Origin of the sequence: Fibrisoma limi BUZ 3 (genome assembly GCF_000296815.2) — a bacterium.
GTDB lineage: Bacteria > Bacteroidota > Bacteroidia > Cytophagales > Spirosomataceae > Fibrisoma > Fibrisoma limi.
On record NC_019017.1, the window covers coordinates 72838 to 95248 of the forward strand.

The window sequence follows — 22411 nt, forward strand, 5'->3', positions numbered from 1 at the left end:
AACTACCCTCCGCTCGGATGGCCCTTGCCTACCAGGCCGCTTGTCAACAGGTGATTGCCTGGCTCCAACGAAGCGTTCGACGGTGGGAAACCCAACCCGTTCAACGCCGTAAACTGCAATTGATTGCAGGGTTAATCGGGCTGCTTTTACTAGGCTCCGTCAGTGTTTACTTCACCGCAACTGGCCATTTTTTTATTCGCATAAAACAAACGCATTATGAACACGACCCAAATGTCGGACCGCTTCGACGGAACTCGAATTAAAGCCTTGTTTCTGGATAAACGCTTTGTAACGTTCCTGACCGGAGCGGGCGTCTGCCTGATCATCATTGTGTATTATTTCATTCATCACACCAAGCCCAAGGAGCAGGAGACGCCAAAAACGAATGTAAGCCTGAATGCGGACCTGCCTAATGCGGGCGATTCAACGGGCTTGCCGTCCCGGTCCAAACTGGAGCTGGCAGCGGATGCCCAACCCCTGGCGATGCCTGATCAGCGCCCCGTGAAAGGGCTCAACTCGGAAGTTCCTGGTACAGGTCGGCCGGACGGTCCCCCTCATCCCGAAGCGAGCGCCTACATTTACGGCCCGGAGGTTCCTAAAGAAATCTACCAGGAACCCGATACCACGACCTTACCACCTCGCCTGGTTGCCCGGAGTCGTAAGTCATCGAAACGCTCCCTGGTACGCTCTGAGATTACGGCTCCAACCGATAACGAAGACGAGGACGATGAGGACGACGATCGAGCTAAAAAAGCTGAGCTCGAAAAGAATAAGAAGCTTTTGGCGCTGCTTCAAGAGTATAAGGCAGACAAGATGAAACGACAGCAGGAACTACAAACTCGGGCCCTAAAGCCTGAAATGTACGAAGCGGTTACGGTTTCCTCGCTGAATGGTCCCACCGCTAAGAATAGTTTTTATGGCCTTCAGTCCGACATGCGTAAGCAGCAGATGGACGAGCGGGAGGATTCGCTGTCGGTCACGGTGAAAGCGATGGTATTTTCGGATCAAACCATTGTTTCGGGTGGTCGCGTTACCCTTCGCTTGTTGGAAAACATTACGCTGCGGGGGCGTATGATTCCCGAAGGAACCCGTTTGTACGGTGTGGCCAATTTTGGGGGTCAACGGGTCAATATTGGCATCAATCAGATCCAATACGAAGGCCGCATATTGCCCATGAAGCTGACCGTCTATGACATGGACGGTTTGGCTGGCATCTACGTACCCAACGTACTGGCAGTCCGGCAGGGTCGTCAGGCTGTCGCGCAGGCAGGTCAAGGCTTCAACGTAACCGCTCCTGTTGTTTCATCAAATGTGCCGGCACTCGCAGCCGCTTCTGCGTTACAAGCTGGTCTCCAGGGCGGGCGTAGTTTTCTATCCCGGAAGGTAGCGGTCCAAAAGGCTACGCTTAAAAACAATTATTACGTCCTCCTTAAATAAGCTTCTCTCATGAAAAATGTCATACACATCACCACGTTATCCGTCGCTGTGAACCTGGCCGCTTTTGCGCAGCAGGCCCCGGAAACAACCAAACCGGCGATAACCAACAAAACCAGTGCGCAAATGCTACGGCTCGACTCGTTGAAGAAACGGGTTACTAACCCCAACATCCCACCGCCGGCGAGTAGCCCTATACCAGAAAATGCTGGTGTGAGCTCAGCCGGTGACGTACCAAGCCCAACAGCGGTTTTTTCATACGGCTCAATACCAATTCAGGATCGGAACGTCGTACGTTCTTATTATATCGAATTGGCCTATAACAAAACGACCTGCGTGATCTTTAAGTCGCCGATCCGGTCGGTTGATTTAGGGTCAAAGGACATAATCGCCGATAAAGCCAATGCGGTTGACAATGTGTTACGGGTGAAAGCCTCGTTGATTGGTTTTAATGAAACCAATTTCAGCGTGATGACGGCCGACGGTCAGTTTTACAGCTTTGTTGTCAACTATAATGAATACCCAACCATGCTGGCCCTGGATCTATCGGTAAACGATGATGGTGTCGTTCAGCATAAAGCACGCTCCATTAATCAGAAAGGCACGGTAGTCAGTTTTGCGGGCGTAAACACCTCCCAACAGGAGATTGTCCAGAATTGCGCCTACATCATCGACCAGCGCCGGCGCATCAAGCACGTGGGAATTAATAAGTACGATGTTGAAGCCAACCTGCGGGGGTTGTACTACAAAGACAATGTACTCTACTACAAGATTGCGATCAAAAACAAATCTAATCTCAATTATGACCTCGACTATATCCGTTTTTTCATCGTCGATAAAACGGTAGCCAAGGAGACTTCGCATCAGGAATTAGAGGTTGTCCCCCTTTACGTATATAACCAACCGTTAGTTGTAATTCCTGGTCAAAACACCGTTGAAAAAGTGTTTGCTTTCCAAAAATTCACGATCCCCGATGACAAGGTTGTTCAGGTCATTCTAGGGGAAAAAAATGGCGGACGTACGATTTCATTCACGATGGGTAATCAAGACATCTTAAACGCAGACACGCTATGAAAACCCTACACATCGCTTTGATTCTAGTGAGCGCGTTCTTTGCCCGTACGGGCTACGCCCAGCGCCATATAAAGGGGCAGACGGCGGTTAGTTTAGTTGGGGGTGTGGTGGATAACCTGCCTAAATTTTCAGGACAACAGGGTAACGGGTACATGGGTAGCGTCGATTATGTATGGTATCGCCAGAACGAGCGGTATTGGAAAGCTTCGTTTTCGTACCTGCGTAAGAATTTCACTTCCCAAAGCTCTCCTCGCCCCAGAGTTGAGCAGTACTGCTTGGCAATAGACTATGTACCACGGGGAATTTATACGACCCGGCGCTGGCTTTACCTCGCCCCAACAGCGGGGTTATACGTTGGCTACGAGTCCATCAATCGGAACCAGTCGAATTTATCGGAAGGCATTATTCAGAATAAATCAACGGCGTTGGTGGGTCCTCAACTCGGTTTGGAAGCTGAGGCATACGTCGGCCCATCGGTGGCCATCTTAGCCGGGGTTACTGAACGGTTTGTCCCTTTTTCTGATCTAGCCAAGTTTCGTACCATTGGATACGTAGGTATCCGTTACTGCTTCTTTCAATGAAAAACACACTATTACTGGCCTGTGGCCTTCTCTTAACTGGCATTGCCTGCCAAACTGAATCGCTTGACATACAGCGTTCCTTTCCGTTTCAACTGACTATCGATCCGTTTCCGGCGTCGATCCCCTGGCAAAAACCAACCTCGGTGGGCTTCGGGGTTAAGCCCACGTATATCACTTCGAATAACGTGTATACATTTTCCTGGCAGGTAGCCGCTCCAGTCCGGGGGGTACTTCTGCTGAACAACAAAGCTGTCGCTCCCGGAGCGAAAACCGCTGTTACGGCCAGTTTGAACCGGGTGCTGAGTGATACGCTTACCTACGTGCCGACCGACTCTGGTGCTCATGAAATTAGAGTACGGGTCTTTGATTCAATGGGCCAAGCCAGAGACACCACCTTTACCATTACGGCAATTCGGTCAAATGGAAACATTAAGTAAGGCCCCTCAGCGGTCAGAATATCGCGTTTCTGTCCAGAAAAAAAGCAACAACGCGGCTCCCTACGCGGAATGGTTGCTGTTGCTCCTGGGCTATTTGCTTCTTTTTGTGCTGTATCAATGGCTGAGCCCGCTTATAGTCAGCGTTGACTTCCAGCAACTACGCAACGAGTTCCAATACAGATAAACGAGACTTTCTTGATTGCTTATTTCTGTTCCCTTATGAGGTCCGATATTATTCCAAACTACTTTTCTATACGCTAATGACTGCCGCACAAATTCGTGAAAACATCCTTGAGCTGAGTGATGACGCACTATTACATAGCCTACCAACCACCACACGTTTAGCGTGTCAGTCTTGCGGGTGTGTCAGCGTAGCAAAACGTGCCCATTCCGATAAGACAAAAACATATTACTGTCCGATTTGTAAGTCGGATAAATCAGTGAATGAGGTAAGATACTTTTATAAGAATAAGACGGCTGATCCTCAAACAGCGGTAGCCAGGCACCGCAATTTCTGGCAGAGGATCTATTTTGAGCAACTCAACCGCGAGTCCAGCCCTGAAACGTTTCAACAACACCCTTGATGTGGCCTACGATTTACCAGTACTAGTGCCCTTATTTTTTATGGATACTTAGTCTTTGGCTATACTTACAATCAACCTTCTTACCGTTTAACGCTATGAAACCCTTTAATAAAACCAATTATTTTAAGTGGATTGCTCCTTTAATCTACCGAATGCTACCGGCAATACCGGCGCGCTATTTCTGGTGTCTATTCATTGCATCGGCCCTGCTGGTGCAGTTCATTAATATTATCTGTTCGTTTTGGAACGGTTTTCTAGGCGAACCGGCTGATCACACGGTTCGTTATTACGCCTTTATCGTGGTTGAGACGGTTCGTTACGGAGGTTGGCTTTGGGGTTTCTGGTACGGTTTTTATCTATTAGCCAGGATGAGTCCGCCGAACCGGCTGCTGTCTCCCCAACTTTTTAGTTGTACGGTAACGAGTGGTCTTCTTATGTACCTCATGACAGTCGCTATTCAGCACGTCGAAGCGGATTATCTGTTACTTATCCGTTGTATGCTCATTGTTGCGTATGGCGTCTGCGTTCTTCTGCCAACCCTTTGGCATCCCGTACAAGCTGATTAATTACAAGATGCTGGTAAAAGGTGAAAATAGAAACAGATCGGTAAAAGGCTGGCCACTGGATAAGGCTGTTTTTACCGATCTGTTTAATTTAAGCCAGACTAATGTCTTGATCCTTTTGTTTGGAAGTCGTCTTTTCGGGCTTCTTTGCCTGCTGTGGTTCTTTATCCAGTCCTCCCGACTGCAGGCGCGTTTCAACCTGGCGCAGTTCTGCCTTCAGCTCCTGAAGTTTTTCACTTTTACTCCAGGGCTTGGCCACAATGTCGGTCAGTAGCTTCTGTTGCTGGGTCAAATTGCCGATCTTTTCCCGTTGGTTTTCCAGTAGTGCCGGCAGCTTTTCGAGGGCGCGCACAAATTGTCGGGCGGCTACTTCAGGGCTATGACCCGCTAAATAGCCATTGTTATACGAATAGGTTAACTGATCGCCTTTGACAACAAAGGCGTTTTCTTTCACTACCTTTCCGTCAACGCTGTACCCAGCGTCCGTCCGTACGTAGACGCCAAAGCCGTGCAGAGAACCTAGTTTCTTGAGTGCCCCTTTGGTATCCATTTGTTGGTTGATTTGATTGATGTACTCTCCCAGCTCCTTTACTTTGGTGATTGGTTTATCGGTCAGGGCGATTTGAACCGCATTGGGCAAGTTACCTTCCTGATCAAACTGAGTAACGGCCGTCAGTTTAGAAAAATCAGCTTTGAGCTGGGCGAACGTGGTCTCGGCTTTTTCCAGTGACTTATCTACGTCCTTTAGCATTGAGCCTGCTTTATGGCCTTCTTTTTGAAATAACCGAAGTTCGCTTTCCAAGGCGGTGATCTGCTTTTCGAGCCGGGCTTTTTGCAGCAGATCCTGGTTACCCGATAGGATGGCCACGTACTCCGAAAAATTCATCCCCGTAGCCTCATCAAACGCCCCCTCATCCATTCGCCGACCGGTCATCGAGCCGCTCTTGATCTGGGCGATAAAGTTGGCTTTCGTGTGCAACAGATTGAATTTGTAATTGTCCAAGGACTGCTCAGTCGCAAATACGTAGTTCTTCACCTCGTTATTGAAGTGATCGCGGGCGACCTCGTTACCCGTCCGCGAACCACGTCCGACGCGCTGGTCGAGTTCGGACGGTTTCCAGGGTATATCCAGGTGATACATGGCCACCACCCGCTTCTGGGCGTTAACCCCTGTGCCCATTGTACCCGTCGAGCCGATCAGCACCCGAACCTCGCCGGTATTCGCCTTGTCCCACAACGCATTCCGCTCTTTGTCGTTTTTACATTCCTGGGCGAACCGAATTTGATGAGCCGGAATGTCATACTCGCGCACTAATTTATCTCTCAAGGCACTGTAGGCATTCCATTCCCCGCCCGGCTTATAGGTACCCGTATCACAGAAGACCATTTGCGTACCTTTGTAAGGGGCGCTTTCCTGATAGTGGCTGGCGATCAGTGCCGCGCAGCGGGACAATTTACTGCCGGGGTGATCTTCCAGGGTTGGGTCGATCAGGCGCATGTCCAACGCGGCTTTTTTGGCGTAGTTGGTCGCGATCAACATCTTCGCCGTTTGTTCTTTTTCCGACAGGGGCGCGCGGTCGAGAATCGTTCCGTCACCGGTCTTGGCAAAGTCAATCAGTTTCTTGTTAAAGACGGCCTGGTCCGGGGTAGGGGGTAGGCTAATTAACACATCTACGGCTTTAGGCCGGTCTAGACCCACCATCGACGCCGTGCGATAGTCAGTGATCTGGCTGTAAAACTGGGCCAGTTCGGGCACCTTGATAAAGTGCCGGAATCGTTCTTTAACCAGGAGCTGGTTGGTCACGCTGTATTCGTAGTCCGACGTTTTCTTGGCGTAGACCGCTGCCCAGGCGTCGAAGTTTTCAATTTTCTGTCGGGCTAGTTCTTTAGGCCGTAAGTACTTAAACAGCAAATACATTTCCGTCAGCGAGTTGGTAATGGTCGTCCCTGACAGAAACGTAGCGCCCAGGTCTTTACCGGTCCGCTCCTGAATGCTACGAACCGCGTGTAACAGATTGGTCGCCCGTTGGCTGCCTTCCGGATTACCCAGGCCGGCTACGCGGTTGTGGCGGGTGGTAAACTGCAGATTTTTGAACTGATGCGATTCATCGACAAACAGGTGATCGACGCCCATGTTGCCGAAATGGGGCACCGAATCCGTTTTTTTGTCCAGTTCATTTTGCAGTTTGAGCAGTTTAGCGGTTAGGTTCGCCTTACGGGTTTCCAATCCTTTCAGTAAAGACTTAGATATGGTTCCTCCGGTTTTCTCCAACGTCTTCAGGTCCTTTTCCAGATTGCGCAGCTCCTCCCGCATCACTTTGTTTTGTACGTCAGGAGCCTGGGGGATTCGGGCAAATTGATCATGCGTCAGGATGATACAGTCCCAGGCCCCGTTTTTAATTGAATTTAGAAACCGCTCCCGGTTGGCAGGGGTAAAGTCGTCCTGACCCGGATAAAGCAGCTTGGCGTGGGGATAGGCCGTTCGGTACGTTTCGGCAATCTGATTGACGTTGGCTTTCATAGCCAGGATCATCGGCTTGTTGACCAGACCCAGCCGTTTCATTTCGTAGGAGGCAACAGTCATGATGAGCGTTTTACCCGTACCCACTTCGTGATCGGCAATGCCCCCCCCGTTCTGCAATAGCATCCAGGTTACGTCTTTTTGCGATTTGTACAACCCTGGAATGCCCAGCCCGGTTAGGTTCAAATCAGGGAACTGCTGGTGGGTACCGTCGTGCTGGGGCTTCACGTAGCAGTTGTATAAACGGTTGTAGCGGTCAGCCAAATCCTGCTTGAGCTGCGGGGATTGGGTCGGTAGCCAGTCGACAAAGGCGGTACGGATCTGTTCAATCTTGGTCGCGGCCAGCTGGGTCGCTTCACTGTCGAGTACCTTTTCGCCGTCAGGCCCCTCCTTATTGATGTTGGGCGTTGTATTGTACAAAGCGTATTCCATCAGGGTTAATCCGTCGTACATGCGGAACTGTCCCTGCACGGCATATTGCTGGGTGATGGCCGCGTTTTTAAAACTCCAGGCGGGAATATCGACGCTAAATTCGTCAGTAGAGGGCAGGTAGGTAATGGTTACGCTACTGCCGAAGAGGTCTTTGGCAAATCGGTCATACACCTCCGTGGGAATCCACCGTTCGCCGAAGTTAAAATCCAGTTCGTCAAACGTAATGGGCGTGGGCTGACCCTCCATAAGTGCCCGGAGAGCAGGTCCGGCCTGCGGATCAGCGGCATAGGCTTGCATCGCTTCCAGCTTTTCAACCACGTTACCACTCACCAGCATTGTCGGCGTCTGGTACTGACGCTCAACGGGGTTGTATAAGATCTGCCCCTCCAGCTCCTTGACCAACTGCGGTTGCGAAAGCTTGGTCAACTCTTGTAAGTAATCCAGATCGACCCGCCCTAGCTTACTCAGGCAGGCGGTTAGGGCATCTTGCGCGGTGAACTGCTCTACTTTGGCCTGCTGGATGCTAACGGGCTGGGTAAAGATGTCGGCTCTGACAAACTGTTTGTTAGCGTCCGCCACCTCAAGGGCCAAGAGGCTGCGTCCATCGGGATCGAGTAAGGCCAGGCCTGCATTCTTGCCTTCGTTAATTGCGCCGTACCGAGTGAAAAAAGCGCCGTACGCTGTGTTAAGGTCAAAGCGTAGTTCGGCTTGGGGTTGCTGGGATTCGGTTTCCCGGCGATATAAGCGTTCGTAGGCATCCCGGATCTGGAGCAAAGCGCCCAGCCGGGCGTGGTCAACCTGGCCCGGAAGGGTTTCGAGCGTTTTCAAATCCGGTGCCAACCGGCCTACTTCGCCTTGCTGGTAGAGTAAACTTCCGGACTGGTGAAACGGCTCGAGGAGGAGGACCAGCGGGCGAGGAGGCCGGGGAGCGGGCTCAAACTGGGCAAACAAGTCCCCCTGTACGTAAGTCGGCGAGCGGTTTGCGACCCGACTGGTTTGGATACGCTGCGGGATGGTTTGAATACGATCCCGCTCAAAGTTTTGCTGACGGAAACTTCTGGCCAGGTCTTCCCCCAATAAACGACCAACCTGGCGGGCAATTTCTTCCGAACCGCCTTTATGTTCGTATATCAGGGCGGGTTTGCCGTAGGGGTCAGTATCAATTTTTTGATCGGTAGCCACCACGTTTTCGCCTTTGATAAAGAGTTCATTGATGACCGTTTTGGCCGGACTCACCGATGATTTGATGAACTTCTTCTCCTGATCCGTAAGGGTTGTTTTGCCGCTTCGTTTTTGAAGTACCACCAGGTCGCTACCGACGCTCGTGCCGGCATAATCCGTAAACAGATTGTGGGGCAACCGAACGGCCGATACCAGGTCACAGGTTTTCATTAGATACTGCCGTACTGGTTCATTGGCAGGGGAATTCAGCAGGGCGTCCGTAGTCAGGATAGCCGCGACACCGCCTTCCCGAAGACAGTCGATGCTTTTAACGCTAAAATAGGTATGCAGCCGAGCGCAGGCCGACCGGCGCTGTTTGTCCTTACTGTTGGCCAACGCTTCGTCCCAGATGGCCACGTTGCCGAAGGGGATGTTGCTGGCCACCAAATCGAAGCGATCGTTAAGTTTCCGGCCGCTTTCTTCAAAAGCTTTGTTCTCGACGGTGTACTGCGGATACAGTGCTTTTAGAACCAGTGCCGTAGCGGGATCTTTTTCGATTAATTGCGCAGCGCCGATCACCAACCCGCCCTCATCAAAGCCTTTTGGGAAAATACCGGTGCCAGCCGAGGGATCTAAGTATTGAATGGGAGAAGTTCCCATAACGCCGGCCAGCTCTTTACCCACGTATTCAACCAGTTGGGGGGGCGTGTAAAAGCCGGATAGGACGTTGTTTCGGATACCCGATAGAAATTCCTCCGCTCGGTCACCAGCTGCTTGCGTTAACAACTCGTGCAGTTGCTGAACGCCCGGTCGCAGCTGGTTATCCAAGGTCGTAGTCCAGAGTTTATCATCCTGAACAGGAATAAGCACTGACTTTAGCGCACCAAAGCCGCTGTAAGCGAATAGTGTGGTTCGTTCTTCGGGTGTCAGCTCGACGGGGCCTCCCGCTTTGGTATGCTGATCGATCTCGAATGCCAGGCGCAAAGCTTCCAGGTTAGCGGCCAGGTGTGCGCGGTGATTATAAGCCATGCTGGACGTCTTTTTCGGTGTATTCGATTATGAGTCCGGTGATATAAGTATCCGCCAACCGGCTTTGGGGCTCGACCAGTAAGGGCAAAAACTTTTGTAACAGCCGGGGAAAGTGCGGCTGGCTGGCTAGCTCAGGATGGCTTTCAAAATCCGTGGCCAGAATGTCTTTGAGTCGACTGGCGGCTTCCAGGACAGGCGTAACGGTTTCGAGTAGTGTTGACTCGGCGCTTTCAAGGGCATCTTGAATAGAGGCTCCCTGCCGGCGCGACTCCTCGAAAGTGTTTTGAGCGGCCGTGACGGCCGACTGTTGCTGCTCGGCGGGGATGGGCAAATCAGCCGTAACCCGGCTGAATAAAAGCGAAAAATGATTGGTTTCCATAGTTGATTCATTAGGAACTATATTCCCTTTTAATCAAATATGGCAATTTTAGACTGGGATTAATACCCTATAGCTACCAGTGAGTTAGGTCAAAAAAATGCCTAAGCGTCATCCTTGAGGACGTATCCTTATCTTGTAGGGACAAACTCAGATATTGTAGGGATAAAAAGGGGGAGCCGTTTCCTAAAAATTTTAATTTGCGTTTTATTTTCGGTAACGCTTATAAATGAGATAATTTCTTTTAACAAAAAATGTTAATTATAGCATGTTGCAATGCTTTGAGAATTAGATCCTAACTTTACTTTAGATCATCAATGGAAGAAACCCCTAGTTGATCAAGACACGCTCTTTGATCACTAGGAAGTTCTATTAACTTGAACTTTTCAGTTTTTCCATCCAGTTCCACTATACGATCAACACCAACGACTGTATGATCTTTGAGTTTATATATCGAACATTCACCTGCTGCGTATAAACCTAATTTAGAACATGCTTCTGGTGTGATTGCTATATTGAAACCTTGCCCCGAGGTTCTAACACTGGGATATAGTACTCCGTCAATTTGCTGACCCGGATACTTTGTTACTATATCCGTAAAAGTTGCTGATATCATATAGTCTAAATGAGTACCTACCTCTTTGGAAAATTCGTTTGCAAGAAACTGTTGGAACTTCTTTGAATTTTCTAAAATCTCCTTGTCTTGTATACTCATAAATTTTTCGTACGCATCGGCTAACTCTTTTGTGTAGCTACTAGCTCCATAATACACATTACTATGTACAAGAGCTAATAAATTAATATCCTCTTCTACAATCCATTTGCCAAATGATATTTTCTTGTAACCAGATGTTGTTTTGTCTCTTAACCAAGGCATTGCCTCAATAGCACCAGTAATTCTTGAATTATTTAATTCCCCTGGTCCGACGTTCTCGGGTGTGATGCAACCATAAAACATCGTTCGATAAGGAGTACTTGCGCGTTGATATGTCGTATTGAACTCCTGAGGTTTAAACGAATAGTCTGATAATATCTCAAACCGCTCTCCGCCGTTGTTTGGTCTAGCTCTCAAGATAGGTTTCCCTTTGTGAAAAGTAACCATAACATGCCCGAGTTTACCAATTTTGGTAAGCAGTTCTCTAACTTCCTTTTCTGGATTAGCCCTAAGATTTAAAGCTTTCAATCTTTCTATTCTTTCGTTAATTGTCATAGCCATAGTTTGTAAATGGTGTCAACAGGTTGTTGCCTAGAATAAGCTTTCATTGAAATACATCCAACTGATCGTCAATTATTACTACTGATTTTGGTTTTAATGTTTATCGTCTGCATATCTGTTTCGACCGGCTCCGCATAATCATTAATAATGGTGTCCAGTTTGAAATAGTCTGGTTTAACAGAACGTTTGTTGTAAGCGTGGTTACGTTCAGGGACAATTGAGTCGGTCTTGAGAAGTCTGATCAACTACTATGGGCTACGCCAAACCAACACCAGAAGTCGAGAAACAGCGAATAAGGTAATGTATATAGCTGCTATGGCTTACAATCTGAGGAAGTACCTGCACTTTACACCCGTTGAACAAAGCGTAATGGTAATCGCTCTACCAGTACCTGATCAGTTTTATTATTTGCAACAACCACCTGAAATATGTTGGGTAATACATTCTGTAAGACAAAAACAAGCGTTGTCTTACAGTTGTAAGATAGAAGGCGAAGTTATAAGTAATCATGTAAAACAGTGTTTCCGAAGGCCGGTTCTTATTGACGTCAAAATCGTATTTGTAGCGTCAGGCTATTCGGATCAGCACCAGGTTAGGCTTTGTCGTATTAAGCCTGACGTTCCAATAATCGTTTCACCTGTACGGGATGAAACGAACCACCCTTGGGTGCATGAAAAGCAGCCTCGTTTAAATAGTCAGCTATTTGCTTAAACGTTTTCCCCTCCGTTCGTAACCGGCTTATTAAGGTCAGTGCTCGTTTACTATTTCTATTTTGACGGGCTTTTTCTCGTACTACCTGGTTAGCTAGTTGGGTGGCCATGCCATTTTGAAAGGCCACGCTCGGTTTGCGCCACTGGCCATCCCGCTTTACCTTCTGCACTAACGCGCCCGTGGTTCGGATACTGATCAGTTCCCGTTCACGATCCGCGATTGCCATAAATAGGGTTAGGGTGAACTTATCCAAATTCGGTATGTCGCAACTCTCTAAGCGGCCGTCGAGTTCCCGGTAAATCTCTAGGGCCTGTTCGGTATTGCGACTCAATCGGTCAATCTTGGCCACGACCAATATCGCCCGGCGCTGCTTGCATAGGGTCAGGGCTTGCCGTAGTTCAACCCGCCTGGCTACATCCTTGCCAGACCGTACATCGGTAAATTCAGCAATAATTTCTTTATCCCGATAATAATGCTGAATGTAGGCTTTCTGAGCCTCCAAACCTAAGCCGCTATCCCCCTGTCGTTTCGTGGAGACCCGGTAGTATACGACATATTGTGGTTGTGGTATCATTCTAACGTTGGGTTGATTATACCGCCCCGTTGGTGGACGTTGGCAATAGATGCATTTACTTCCGCCTGGGTTAACTCCTCCAGTTCGTTGATATAGAGAATAGGCCCTGCTTCATCGATTGTATAATCCGTGTCCATCCGTAGCCACATACTCCACTCAGGTACCTGCATATGAGATATAGTACCTACCGAAACCGAATCAGCCGGTTTCTGCTCGTAGATGATAGCGTACTTAGCGACCAGCGCCGGCAGTTGCTTTAGAAAGCCTGCCTGCACGTCGACCGGCAGCCGATCAAAGGTTAATCGGGCACCCGTTGCCCATTCTGTATCAAAGGATGGATTCATGAAGGTTCCTCGTTGAGAATTGTTAGGGTCTGTGGGTCGATGGTAACGGGCTGTGTGTACTCGTCGATGACGGTATTTAGGTCAACATACTCTGGAAGGGCTGATCGGGTGTTATAAGCCTCAACCGAAGGATATACGGCCGTTCGGTTGGTGTATTCATCGCCCGGCTCAGGCTGCACTTTTCGAACCCGTATATAGAGCCTTCCCTGCTGGCCGACAAACGCAGCAGGCACCGATTCTGTGGTTTTCATTTGTTCATCAAACAGGTTCAGGTCACTGCTGCGTGGGTTCTTTCAACTCGCCGTAGCTGAAGAACTTGGGACGTTGCACATACTTGGGGTTCTTGCCCTTTTGTGGCTCCGAGAAATCTATACAGTCATAGACCGTAGTAAACAACTCAATGGCTCGTCGCACTTCTTGTATTGTATCGCTCTCAATTCGTATCCGTGTCATGTTAAATAAGCTACGTTACATAGCCACCCAGTGGACTAGAGGTTTTTTCTTGTTCCCACGCGGAAAACTCATCGGATCATGGCTTGACTTGAATCACTCTCAGCACAAACGAATCGGTTCGGCTAAAATCATCTTCGAAAATGAGTATGCCATCAATCTCCAGGGGTAATCGTTTAGCTATCCCTTCGTACGATTCGCCCTGGCCTAAATCAGCCAGAACTTGCTGAAGCCGAGCTGCGTCAAAGTAAGTCTGATTAACGGCCAGCAATACTTTGCCGTTTAGCTCACTTATTTCACCAGAACCAAACTTATCCTCAAGTTTATACTCAATTTTTCTTAAATAGCGATTCGCTTCGCCTTCCAGATCGACAAAACCATCAGCTTCAAACCGCTTATTCGGCGTGTAAACTTCTACGTGCATTTGGCTACCCGCCGAACTAGTGATGGTCAGATCGGCATCTTTCCGTTTACCCGTAACGGGATGAGTAAATGGTGTTTCAAACTCAACTGTAAATCCCTGCTTTGCGAACCAATAAGCTAGCGTTAGTTCACTGAGCGTAGCCAACAAATGGAAATCTGCTAAATTCTTGATCTTATCCGCAAACTGTTTGCTTGTTCGGCCAGGAACCGTTAGTTGTGGAAAGCGCCGAATAAACCCGTCTAAGCGATTCAGTAGCCGCTCGGCATGCACGATTTCACCGAAAGCCAGCATCCGATTACCTTGGTAGCCGACCAACACGGCGGCACTCAGTAACGTGTAATCAGCCCCCGTTTCTTCATCACCCCACAAGTAAGCTGCTACATCATCGACGGATTCTAATTTGTGTTTCCATTTTGAAAAATCGTTCTCCGTTATGATTGATTGCAGACCTTCAAAACGAGCTACTCCAGCGCGGGCGTAGTCAATACATTCGTCAATGTTGATTGGCAGTGTTATAGTGCTCATTATAATTAATTTTTGATTTGTGAGAGTCGGCAACACGCAAACGTATTCATGCCATCATTCGCCGGGTTAAAGTCAACCTGATTTGTTAACCGACAATGATCACGCATGATTTGCGACAATAAGTATTTAACCTGACAAAATGAGAATCTGCAAAAATGTCAGGTGTAAGATAGGGATAAATAGGTAAAATTACAAAAGCTCTACGCTCGTCGTGGTTTTGTAATAAACAAAAATTTCCAGAAATTAGTAATAAAAATATGTTATACATATTGTGTATAATAAAAAACTTTACCATATTTAAACTACTAAATGCTAGTAATACGAGTTAGCTTATTGCTTAGCTCTCATACGAAACCTGACTTTTCGCCCACATGCTGGTCACCTTCAACAATGACTACCTGGAAAAACTCTACCATAAACAGAAAGTACCGGGTAAGCCCCGTTATGATCAGAGCGTGGTTGACATTTTTATCCGGCGCATTGATCAGTTCATTGCGGCCGACAACTCCGGTGAACTGCGGCAGCTGAAGAGTTTGCACTTTGAAGCGCTGAAAGGTGATAAACAAGGGTTATATTCGGTACGCATTAACCGGCAGTATCGGACCGAGTTTCGCCTGAGTTACGACCAGGTTGAGCTAATTGAAATTGTGACGATTGAGGATTTATCAAACCATTATAGTTAACCAGGTTATGATGCACAAAGCCATTGACCGTAAGGGTCAGGAAATATTTTCCGCTAAGCCTACTCATCCCGGTGTAGTGCTGGCCGAAGAACTCGACGAACGGGCTATTAAGCCATCGGCCTTTGCCCTACAAGTTGGCGTTTACCCCTCAGTGATATCCGATCTGATTCATCAGAAACGCAACGTAACAGCGGCTCTGGCTTTAAAGTTAGAGAAGGGGTTGGGCATTTCAGCGGGCTACTGGATGCGGTTACAGGTCCTCTACGAACTCAATACCGAACGGCTAAAAATGACGGCCGCGTAATTGAGAAACCCAACTATTTGCGAAATCATACATCCATGACTCAACAATTTATTTCTCTTTGGCAAGATACCTTCGTTGCCGGTTACCCGGTAGGCGTTTTGGTCATGATTTTTGAAATCAGTGGTGCCCTCGCTTTTGGCCTCTACAAATATATGGCGACCCGGCCGGTTGTTTATCGGGATGGACTCATCCTGGTTCCCACCTGGACGGGCAGTATAACGATGAGCTTGATGATCTACCACTCGACTTCTATGTGGCCAGGTTTACTAACAATAGGATTAATGGGGGCTACGTGCTTTGCCGGGTGGGCCTGGCTTCGGAATAAGCAGCTGTCCATCCGCCAATAGCCGTTACTATTTTATTGTTTTGTAATCCCGATCACAGGCGTACGATAAATACAAAATTCAGATTTTAATTATGCTACGGAGCAGGCAAGAAATAGATGGGTTACCCAACCTAAGGGTTCGGATAAATCGTTTCAAACAATAAGTCAAATTACGGCTGGTAGCTCTTTATCGAGCAAGGCCCCTTTTTATGTACTGACCGAAGAAACGATGAAAGAACCGGGGAATCGGATAAAACGATCAGAACAACCCGATTGATAAGCATAAACTACACAGTTGGTAATCCTTTCCATAAAACGTCTTAAACGCTAATGACCGCACACAATCTTATTGCTACCTACCGGCTCGAACTAACAACGATCAATGCGCTCAATCTGTTGGTGCATAACTACAGCCAGGATGACATAGTCCACCTGCGGCAGAATCGTTCGTTCGATCATGCCTGGTCGTATTACTGGAATGGTGATGAGGAAGGGGTTACTATCGAAAAATTCTGGTCGACCTGGGCGGATAAGTTTGATCATCAGACCCAGGCTTTTTTGTTAGATTTTGCCATGAAACGCTATGGAGAAGAAGCCTATAGCAACATCGATCAGGCGACTGGCTGGCGTGATCGGCTCAATCAGCTTTTGAAAGAACAGTACCCGGATACTACGGACACCAGTGATGAATAAACCGGAATAGCCAATTTACCTCTTTAATAAAAACACCTTGCCATTAATCACCAGCTTATAGTTTAAGCTAAAACAAACTTGTTATGAAATGTTTACATAATATGTAAAAATAAAGAATCAACATTGATAACGTTAGCTACCTCCTTATATAGATCATAATTTGGACAATAAACGCACGGCTAATATTTTTACTTAAAATGTAAACATTATGCAAAAGCGCCGTCGAACGTATCCTCGCCAAGAATATCTGGAAAAGCGCGAAGAGTTACACCGGCTGGTTAACCAGCAACACCGGTTACAACTTACGCCTGAAGAACACAACATCAAGGGAGAGACCAACCAAGCACCCATCATCTATCTGGATGGGAAAGATGGAGCCAAATTTGACAAACTGAACCGGACACAGTTCGACTGCCGGGAAATTAAACTAATTAATCCGACTCAACCCGCTATTTCCCTCAAGTTTAGTACGCGTCATAAATACCAGATTGACCGTAACCCCCAATCAAAAGTTATCCGTGAGCACCTGATTGAACTAATCTATGAACTTCAGGAAGCTCTGGAAAAAAATTCTGATGACGCACTGGCGCAGCAAAACTTAGCGCTTCTTATGAAGGTAAACCGCAATCCCGGTTCCTACGAGTTGGCCATGAGTAACTATTTCCGGTATTACTACTACACCTATGTCAACTACCGTTACGCCGATGGTCAGGGTTATTCGACCGGGAATACTCATCTGATTGCTTCATCGATAAAGGAAGACGATGAGCAGAATGAGCCAGAAGACCGTTTTCTCCGCTACAATGTAATTTTTGTGGATGTAGCCGGCATCAGTCGGCCCCGTCCAGCGAATGATCATGCCCGTACCGAAACGTATCTCAACGAGTTCGAGCACCGCTTTGACGTTGGCAAACGAGACCTGTTTATTAAAGTAAAGAAACGATTTCGGAAATAAATGTTTACTTTAAATGTAAACATTTATTTCAATGACTTGTCCCAAGTGAAAATCGACGTTTTTCTGAACTATGGCAGAGTAGGCGAGAAGGGGCTGGAAACGGCCTTTTTTGCGTTCAACAAACCTGTTCAGTTTAGTCGTTCAGCTTTTTCGATAGAGTTGAGGTTTAATTGAACGATCGAGATCAACTAAGCCACTCTTACATAAATGATCTTAACTTTTCGACTAATTGGTAAACGGTCGTACTTGACTCCTCTTCAGCTGGGTTTCGATAGCCAGATCCGTTATCGTATTGGTTATAAAGTCGTTTAGCGTTTTCTATGGCTAATGATTGCCGATCAAGTAAGACTCGAAACATTAGTCTAGCCGTATCCATATGCTTAGTATACGAAAATCCCAACAAGACTTTTAATCGATCTGAATACTGATTTCGGTGCATTGGTCCAGACACATAATCGAAATGTAATAGAAACCAAACCTCAAATGCCTGATTACTATAGGCTACTTGGAAGCCCTTCGATTCAGCTAAGGCAATAGCCGCGTTAAATTGATCGCCAGGAGTGGCATCCTTGTCAAACACCACCCAGCAATGGTCATATTCATTCCCTTTATCTAATTCTGCCTGCCGACGTTTGATGGCTGCTTTAACGACCGCCATCGCGTCACCTGAGGTGACTGGTAAGGCTCTTACGTGGGCTGTTGAAAGACGAAATGCATTGAAATAAGTCGGCTCTGTGTTCTCTCCTTCGCAGAGTATTAAGAATGATTCGCGGAGGGATCGGAAAGCAGATCGTCGCCTAAATGGGCTTTCTTTTTGCGACGGTTTACTCATGCATTATGGCTTCATCGGCCGCTAATTTAGGTTCAAACAACGCGTCAAAGTTACCGAGGTAGGGAATGCCTCCATACTTCCCAGCAATATAATTTTTTTCTAACTGCTCATCGTTACGAACCGTTTTACCACTTGGTTTATAATCGGTAAGCGCGTAAAGTTGTGTAGCGCCTGTATTATCTTTTTCGGTAAACCAGATCTGATCTCGCCTGAACAGGCCAGCACTTAATAGATTGGTGTCATGCGTTGCAAATATGAATTGAGCATTTTTAGGATTCGTTACTGGACTGTTGAAAAGCTGCACAATTCGTTGCGTTAACAATGGGTGCAGTTTTGTGTCTAATTCATCCGCAATCAAGATGCCCCCATGGTCTAAATGCCAGAGGATAAGTCCAATAAGATTAAAAAATTTTTGTGTGCCCTGGGATTCGAACTTAGTAAAAGGCATAGATATTGACTTGAACTGGCTTGTGTCATTATCCCAGAATATGCGCGTTGATTTTATACCAACAGTTGCATTTGGTGCTACTCTGGTCTTCATCTTAAAAGAGCCTTGAAGAATCTCTTGTATTCCGGTTGGATTAGAAGGAACCCAATCTCCACCACCATACTTCGGTGTATTAACTACTGCTACCACAGATCCATTCGACCCCTTACTTTCAGACCGAACTAGTTCAATATCTTCAATTCCCAAATCGGCATCCCGTAATAGATTTAATATACGTTGTTTGTTTTCAGGCTGCTCCAAATACTGTACTGTATAGTCCTGGAATTGATAATCCTCGGTTCCTTGAATACAGCGGACATCTGAAGCCCATTTCTGAACCGTTTGACAGGTTTCATCATTAAATAGCGCCCCAAGGTTTAGTAGGAGTGCTGTTTGCGATACCATTTTATTATTCTGAAGTTCCAGTAGTTTTCTATAAGGTCTGTTGATACGTAGTTCATGACCCGATCGTTCAAAAACATAGGTCTCCTGCTTACGACGAATAAAGAGCCATTCAGCAACAACCGTTTGTTGCTGCACTTCAAATCCATAGCGGTACACTACCTGATCGATAATAAATACTGCTTCTACTAACGTTGGTTCACCAGGCGACTGCTGATCAAGGACGAACGGACTATAAGAACCTACTGCCGAGCCAGTTGGAGGAGAAAGGGTAATGGTATCGATAAAAAATTCAATCGCCCTTAGTAAGTTACTTTTACCACTGGCATTGGCTCCATATACGACCGCTGAACGAAGAAGTCCCAGATCCTCTGAAGCGGTTATCAGATTTTCGGTTAATGATTTGTCCTGTTCTTTTAAACTGGAAACGGCAACGAGGCTAAAAATCTGCTCGTCACGAATGGACATAAAGTTCTTTAGTCGTATTTGAGCAAGCATAGACCTATAATTACGGTAATTTCACAAACTAAACGTAATTATAGTTGAATTTAGTTCAAAATCAATGAGTAGTGCCTCCTCCCATCCATTCGCCCGTAGCAAGCCAAATCTCGTAAAAAAAAAGCCACTCAGATGCCCAGGGCAATACCGTGTGAGCTAGGATTTTACCGACATGCCACTCCTTCTGGTCTGGAAAGTATAAGCATAAATTATCTTCTGACCAGACGTGAGGTAGCTTTTTGTCAGGAGGGATAATTAATTGGGGAGACAGTATATGTACTTTAGGCCTATCAGAAAGTCGATATGTAAGCTTTACCCAATAGGACTGGCTGAGGGGGCTTGGTAATAAAGAGCCCCACCAACGCAGTTCACTTAACTCAATCAAATAGCGTGATTCTGGCATTACTTGCCGCAAGTGCTCAGCCTGAATCGCTAATGAAAGAGGTTTGGGTTTAGGAGCGGCCATGAAATGTGTGATTAGGAACCTTAATACCGGAAGCGGTTGTGAGGATGCCAGTAGACTTCTGCATCCGTAATGAACCTTCTTCCCGTAACTGCCGGTATTGTTCGCCAAACTGATTGACAGCCCGGTTTACCATCGTTTCGCCAAAAATAGGCTTCATAGCGCTAGCTACTTCAAAAAGTCCTTGTCGTTTGACAATATTGCCAATGTCCAATCGGGCTTGGTTAACCCAGTTAAAAAATAACGTTGCTTTCCGGGGACTGTCCTTCCAGCGATCCGCGAAGTTTTCCAGTGGATTCACGGGGTTGCAGATCACCCATTGGCCATCTTTCCAGAGCACATACTGAGTCATGTTTTGGAGTATGTTTTGCAAAGCAGAATAAACATCCGGTTCTTCTCTATAGGAAAGGGCAGCTAATGTGGTTATAATGATCGATATCGGCTTATCTTCATCATCACCAAGGGTAAAATCCCGGTGTCGTTTCAGTAGTTGAATTGATCGCTGCAACGGGGTTTTCACTTCATACAAAGGCACATCTTTTGCCTCTAGTTGCAGTTGCTCAGCCAATAACTGGCGTCGCTGGCCTAAAATGATTTGCATTTGGCGTTCAAACCAGAGCGCATATCCTTCCGGGTTACTGCGTGGCCAGTCGATATCCGTTGACCATGTTTCTTTATCCGTAATACAAAGAGCATGTCTGGCAAATTCCAGCGGAACCTCCATATCGATTAACCACTGATACCGATCGGGTATGGACGGCAAAATATCCAGATGGAATCGGGTTGCTTCAGCATAATCCAGTCGCCAGCACCGGCGCTTCTCCTCCGCCAACATACGTGCATAGTTTGCGTCTTTTTTCAGCCAATCCCCGACCATTTTCTTTAGCTGGGGCTGAGTGGTTTGTTGACGAGTTAATTGTAGAAGACAAACCGTGTCAACATCAAACTCGTCCCTGTCAGTTATAGGTTTAATCACCGTCCCGTACCTGAACGATCCTTGCGGAAAAATAGTGGGTTTAAAAGGAGCCAGTGGTGAATCCACTCGCTCTAAGTAGCTACCAACGGCTTTGTATCTTTCAACAGCCTGACGATACTGACTCGGTGTAATATCCAACACTTGAGCTAGTTGCTCTAAGATGCGGCTTGCTTCGGTTAATTGGGTTGTAACCATACTTTAAAGGTTATTACGGGGGTTAATTGATTGTTAAAGCTTTTGAAAATCCATCGGTTTCTTTGTTGTTATCATAGACCACTAGGGGCACATCGACTTTTGGTAGTCGACTCCGGCCAAACTCAATTGCCAGCGAATTCGGCATTGCCGGAAAGACATGTAATGGCGTTGGTTGGCCGTATTTGAAATTAACTTCATCATATACAGATCGAGCTATCTGACGAAAGGCAGCCAACTGTGTTGGACTGCGAACAAAATGAAGATTAGGCGAATCGATAGTGATCGTCCAGATCGAACAATTAGCCCCTAGTGTTTTATAAATTCGATCATTATTAATCCGTGCGCTTAAGGATATATTGAGTGCAACAGTTGGCAGATCTTCTGCAGGAGGGATTACTCTATAGATTACAGTTTCCGTGGGTAATTGCCATTTCCAGGAAGGGGGCTGCCGGTGCCGTTGATATATATCCATCGCATGGGCATCGCCCAGTAGAGCGCCCAATTTGATTAACAAAGGTTGAGGAGCGAATGCGAAGATTGAAAAATGAGCCGTTGAGCCATCGCTACATAATGGCGCGACTTTTTCTTTGTATTGGTTTATCAAATTATGTTCTTCGATTTGCCAGTAAGCAGGATCGTGGTCTCGATTAACACTATTCCGATAAGCCAGGTCTATTGCACGTGAACTGGCAGGATAGTATGCCGGAGTAATTGTTTCACAGGCAATATCGTTACTTAGAGCTGGCGTCTGCGGGCCAACATTCGCTAAATACAATATGATTTGACTTTTCTTATTTTCCTGAATACCGGTTAGTCGGTCCATCCTGTCCTCATGAGCTAACTTCATCTCATAAAGCCTATTAGGCGGGTGACCAGCCACGTCTACCCTATCAATTAATCGATGATGGCGATCACAGAGTAGCATTAAATTTTCATAATCTTGACACAGTTTGGGCGACAAAATATCATCGCCACGCGGGCCATCAGGCTCTGCGGCAATTATGTGAGCGATGTACGCCTGATTATAGTTACGCCGGGTTAATATATCCTCCCATAAAACCTCATTACATCCTGTATAGGCACATCGCCCGGCTGACCGGGCCCAAAGCCTGGTTAGTACGGAATTAGGAATCTCTTTTCGATTTTTCGCTTTCATAGCAGT

The 22411-nt window shown here is 46.9% G+C and carries 24 protein-coding genes; 11 read left to right on the forward strand and 13 right to left on the reverse strand.

Annotated features, from left to right (window positions below; genetic code table 11):
• Window positions 1–216 precede the first annotated feature (216 nt).
• The 6 genes from traM to BN8_RS30995 all read left to right on the forward strand — a co-directional run bounded on the left by traM (window position 217) and on the right by BN8_RS30995 (window position 4676).
• A complete protein-coding gene (traM, locus tag BN8_RS30970) occupies window positions 217–1437 on the forward strand; it encodes a conjugative transposon protein TraM (protein WP_015056937.1) in 1221 nt (406 codons plus the stop codon).
• Between the two features lie 9 nt (window positions 1438–1446).
• Window positions 1447–2508, forward strand: a complete 1062-nt coding sequence (traN, locus tag BN8_RS30975) for a conjugative transposon protein TraN (RefSeq protein WP_015056938.1) — start codon at window positions 1447–1449, stop codon at window positions 2506–2508.
• Window positions 2505–3089 (forward strand): conjugal transfer protein TraO, encoded by a 585-nt coding sequence (locus BN8_RS30980; protein WP_040007239.1) that lies wholly within the window; start codon window positions 2505–2507, stop codon window positions 3087–3089. Before traN ends, BN8_RS30980 begins: the two co-directional genes overlap by 4 nt.
• Window positions 3086–3526 carry a DUF3872 domain-containing protein gene (locus BN8_RS30985; protein WP_015056940.1) on the forward strand — a complete coding sequence of 147 codons (441 nt, stop codon included), beginning with the start codon at window positions 3086–3088 and terminating at the stop codon, window positions 3524–3526. The genes BN8_RS30980 and BN8_RS30985 overlap by 4 nt, the downstream gene beginning before the upstream one ends.
• A complete protein-coding gene (locus BN8_RS33465; RefSeq protein ID WP_040007241.1) occupies window positions 3510–3710 on the forward strand; it encodes a hypothetical protein in 201 nt (66 codons plus the stop codon). Before BN8_RS30985 ends, BN8_RS33465 begins: the two co-directional genes overlap by 17 nt.
• A gap of 495 nt (window positions 3711–4205) precedes the next feature.
• Complete coding sequence (locus BN8_RS30995; RefSeq protein WP_015056941.1) at window positions 4206–4676, forward strand: hypothetical protein; 471 nt, start codon at window positions 4206–4208, stop codon at window positions 4674–4676.
• 88 nt (window positions 4677–4764) lie between these two features.
• Here the strand turns inward: BN8_RS30995 and BN8_RS31000 are convergent, their stop codons facing one another.
• From BN8_RS31000 to BN8_RS31035, 8 genes are all read right to left on the reverse strand, one after another.
• Window positions 4765–9816: a helicase-like domain-containing protein gene (locus BN8_RS31000; RefSeq protein WP_015056942.1), complete on the reverse strand. Its 5052-nt coding sequence runs from the start codon at window positions 9814–9816 to the stop codon at window positions 4765–4767.
• Window positions 9806–10195 (reverse strand): hypothetical protein, encoded by a 390-nt coding sequence (locus BN8_RS31005; protein WP_015056943.1) that lies wholly within the window; start codon window positions 10193–10195, stop codon window positions 9806–9808. The genes BN8_RS31000 and BN8_RS31005 overlap by 11 nt, the downstream gene beginning before the upstream one ends.
• A gap of 298 nt (window positions 10196–10493) precedes the next feature.
• A complete protein-coding gene (locus BN8_RS31010) occupies window positions 10494–11402 on the reverse strand; it encodes a hypothetical protein (protein ID WP_144051875.1) in 909 nt (302 codons plus the stop codon).
• A gap of 613 nt (window positions 11403–12015) precedes the next feature.
• A complete protein-coding gene (locus BN8_RS31015) occupies window positions 12016–12693 on the reverse strand; it encodes a recombinase family protein (protein ID WP_015056946.1) in 678 nt (225 codons plus the stop codon).
• Window positions 12690–13037 carry a hypothetical protein gene (locus tag BN8_RS31020; protein ID WP_015056947.1) on the reverse strand — a complete coding sequence of 116 codons (348 nt, stop codon included), beginning with the start codon at window positions 13035–13037 and terminating at the stop codon, window positions 12690–12692. The genes BN8_RS31015 and BN8_RS31020 overlap by 4 nt, the downstream gene beginning before the upstream one ends.
• A complete protein-coding gene (locus BN8_RS31025) occupies window positions 13034–13288 on the reverse strand; it encodes a hypothetical protein (RefSeq protein WP_015056948.1) in 255 nt (84 codons plus the stop codon). Before BN8_RS31025 ends, BN8_RS31020 begins: the two co-directional genes overlap by 4 nt.
• Before the next feature lie 22 nt (window positions 13289–13310).
• Window positions 13311–13490 (reverse strand): DUF3970 family protein, encoded by a 180-nt coding sequence (locus tag BN8_RS31030; RefSeq protein ID WP_015056949.1) that lies wholly within the window; start codon window positions 13488–13490, stop codon window positions 13311–13313.
• Window positions 13491–13566: 76 nt separating this feature from the next.
• On the reverse strand, window positions 13567–14469 hold the full coding sequence (locus tag BN8_RS31035) for a hypothetical protein (RefSeq protein ID WP_192579113.1): 903 nt from the start codon (window positions 14467–14469) through the stop codon (window positions 13567–13569).
• Between the two features lie 338 nt (window positions 14470–14807).
• On the opposite strand from BN8_RS31035, the gene BN8_RS31040 reads away from it, so the two are divergent.
• The 5 genes from BN8_RS31040 (at window position 14808) to BN8_RS31060 (ending at window position 17396) form a co-directional block, all read left to right on the forward strand.
• On the forward strand, window positions 14808–15119 hold the full coding sequence (locus BN8_RS31040) for a type II toxin-antitoxin system RelE/ParE family toxin (RefSeq protein ID WP_015056951.1): 312 nt from the start codon (window positions 14808–14810) through the stop codon (window positions 15117–15119).
• 7 nt (window positions 15120–15126) lie between these two features.
• Window positions 15127–15423: a HigA family addiction module antitoxin gene (locus BN8_RS31045; protein ID WP_051041178.1), complete on the forward strand. Its 297-nt coding sequence runs from the start codon at window positions 15127–15129 to the stop codon at window positions 15421–15423.
• Between the two features lie 35 nt (window positions 15424–15458).
• A complete protein-coding gene (locus BN8_RS31050; RefSeq protein ID WP_040007242.1) occupies window positions 15459–15770 on the forward strand; it encodes a hypothetical protein in 312 nt (103 codons plus the stop codon).
• Window positions 15771–16078: 308 nt separating this feature from the next.
• Complete coding sequence (locus BN8_RS31055; RefSeq protein WP_015056954.1) at window positions 16079–16441, forward strand: hypothetical protein; 363 nt, start codon at window positions 16079–16081, stop codon at window positions 16439–16441.
• Between the two features lie 208 nt (window positions 16442–16649).
• Window positions 16650–17396 carry a hypothetical protein gene (locus BN8_RS31060; RefSeq protein WP_015056955.1) on the forward strand — a complete coding sequence of 249 codons (747 nt, stop codon included), beginning with the start codon at window positions 16650–16652 and terminating at the stop codon, window positions 17394–17396.
• A gap of 199 nt (window positions 17397–17595) precedes the next feature.
• Here BN8_RS31060 and BN8_RS31065 read toward each other — a convergent pair whose 3' ends face one another.
• From BN8_RS31065 to BN8_RS31085, 5 genes are all read right to left on the reverse strand, one after another.
• On the reverse strand, window positions 17596–18228 hold the full coding sequence (locus BN8_RS31065; protein ID WP_015056957.1) for an RloB family protein: 633 nt from the start codon (window positions 18226–18228) through the stop codon (window positions 17596–17598).
• On the reverse strand, window positions 18221–19585 hold the full coding sequence (locus BN8_RS32135; RefSeq protein WP_192579114.1) for an AAA family ATPase: 1365 nt from the start codon (window positions 19583–19585) through the stop codon (window positions 18221–18223). The genes BN8_RS31065 and BN8_RS32135 overlap by 8 nt, the downstream gene beginning before the upstream one ends.
• 91 nt (window positions 19586–19676) lie before the next feature.
• On the reverse strand, window positions 19677–20081 hold the full coding sequence (locus BN8_RS33470; protein ID WP_040007244.1) for a type II CBASS E2 protein: 405 nt from the start codon (window positions 20079–20081) through the stop codon (window positions 19677–19679).
• Complete coding sequence (locus BN8_RS31080) at window positions 20068–21249, reverse strand: nucleotidyltransferase domain-containing protein (RefSeq protein WP_015056959.1); 1182 nt, start codon at window positions 21247–21249, stop codon at window positions 20068–20070. Before BN8_RS31080 ends, BN8_RS33470 begins: the two co-directional genes overlap by 14 nt.
• Window positions 21250–21271: 22 nt before the next feature.
• Entirely contained in the window at window positions 21272–22405 is a 1134-nt protein-coding gene (locus BN8_RS31085; protein ID WP_040007245.1) for an SAVED domain-containing protein, read from the reverse strand.
• Window positions 22406–22411: the final 6 nt, after the last annotated feature.

Excerpts from the sequence above, each read along its gene's own strand:
- traM (WP_015056937.1), top strand. The coding sequence starts at position 217 with ATGAACACGACCCAAATGTCGGACCGCTTCGACGGAACTCGAATTAAA.
- traN (WP_015056938.1), top strand. The coding sequence starts at position 1,447 with ATGAAAAATGTCATACACATCACCACGTTATCCGTCGCTGTGAACCTG.
- BN8_RS30980 (WP_040007239.1), top strand. The coding sequence starts at position 2,505 with ATGAAAACCCTACACATCGCTTTGATTCTAGTGAGCGCGTTCTTTGCC.
- BN8_RS30985 (WP_015056940.1), top strand. The coding sequence starts at position 3,086 with ATGAAAAACACACTATTACTGGCCTGTGGCCTTCTCTTAACTGGCATT.
- BN8_RS33465 (WP_040007241.1), top strand. The coding sequence starts at position 3,510 with ATGGAAACATTAAGTAAGGCCCCTCAGCGGTCAGAATATCGCGTTTCT.
- BN8_RS30995 (WP_015056941.1), top strand. The coding sequence starts at position 4,206 with ATGAAACCCTTTAATAAAACCAATTATTTTAAGTGGATTGCTCCTTTA.
- BN8_RS31000 (WP_015056942.1), bottom strand. The coding sequence starts at position 9,816 with ATGGCTTATAATCACCGCGCACACCTGGCCGCTAACCTGGAAGCTTTG.
- BN8_RS31005 (WP_015056943.1), bottom strand. The coding sequence starts at position 10,195 with ATGGAAACCAATCATTTTTCGCTTTTATTCAGCCGGGTTACGGCTGAT.
- BN8_RS31010 (WP_144051875.1), bottom strand. The coding sequence starts at position 11,402 with ATGACAATTAACGAAAGAATAGAAAGATTGAAAGCTTTAAATCTTAGG.
- BN8_RS31015 (WP_015056946.1), bottom strand. The coding sequence starts at position 12,693 with ATGATACCACAACCACAATATGTCGTATACTACCGGGTCTCCACGAAA.
- BN8_RS31020 (WP_015056947.1), bottom strand. The coding sequence starts at position 13,037 with ATGAATCCATCCTTTGATACAGAATGGGCAACGGGTGCCCGATTAACC.
- BN8_RS31025 (WP_015056948.1), bottom strand. The coding sequence starts at position 13,288 with ATGAAAACCACAGAATCGGTGCCTGCTGCGTTTGTCGGCCAGCAGGGA.
- BN8_RS31030 (WP_015056949.1), bottom strand. The coding sequence starts at position 13,490 with ATGACACGGATACGAATTGAGAGCGATACAATACAAGAAGTGCGACGA.
- BN8_RS31040 (WP_015056951.1), top strand. The coding sequence starts at position 14,808 with ATGCTGGTCACCTTCAACAATGACTACCTGGAAAAACTCTACCATAAA.
- BN8_RS31045 (WP_051041178.1), top strand. The coding sequence starts at position 15,127 with ATGATGCACAAAGCCATTGACCGTAAGGGTCAGGAAATATTTTCCGCT.
- BN8_RS31050 (WP_040007242.1), top strand. The coding sequence starts at position 15,459 with ATGACTCAACAATTTATTTCTCTTTGGCAAGATACCTTCGTTGCCGGT.
- BN8_RS31055 (WP_015056954.1), top strand. The coding sequence starts at position 16,079 with ATGACCGCACACAATCTTATTGCTACCTACCGGCTCGAACTAACAACG.
- BN8_RS31060 (WP_015056955.1), top strand. The coding sequence starts at position 16,650 with ATGCAAAAGCGCCGTCGAACGTATCCTCGCCAAGAATATCTGGAAAAG.
- BN8_RS31065 (WP_015056957.1), bottom strand. The coding sequence starts at position 18,228 with ATGAGTAAACCGTCGCAAAAAGAAAGCCCATTTAGGCGACGATCTGCT.
- BN8_RS32135 (WP_192579114.1), bottom strand. The coding sequence starts at position 19,585 with ATGTCCATTCGTGACGAGCAGATTTTTAGCCTCGTTGCCGTTTCCAGT.
- BN8_RS33470 (WP_040007244.1), bottom strand. The coding sequence starts at position 20,081 with ATGGCCGCTCCTAAACCCAAACCTCTTTCATTAGCGATTCAGGCTGAG.
- BN8_RS31080 (WP_015056959.1), bottom strand. The coding sequence starts at position 21,249 with ATGGTTACAACCCAATTAACCGAAGCAAGCCGCATCTTAGAGCAACTA.
- BN8_RS31085 (WP_040007245.1), bottom strand. The coding sequence starts at position 22,405 with ATGAAAGCGAAAAATCGAAAAGAGATTCCTAATTCCGTACTAACCAGG.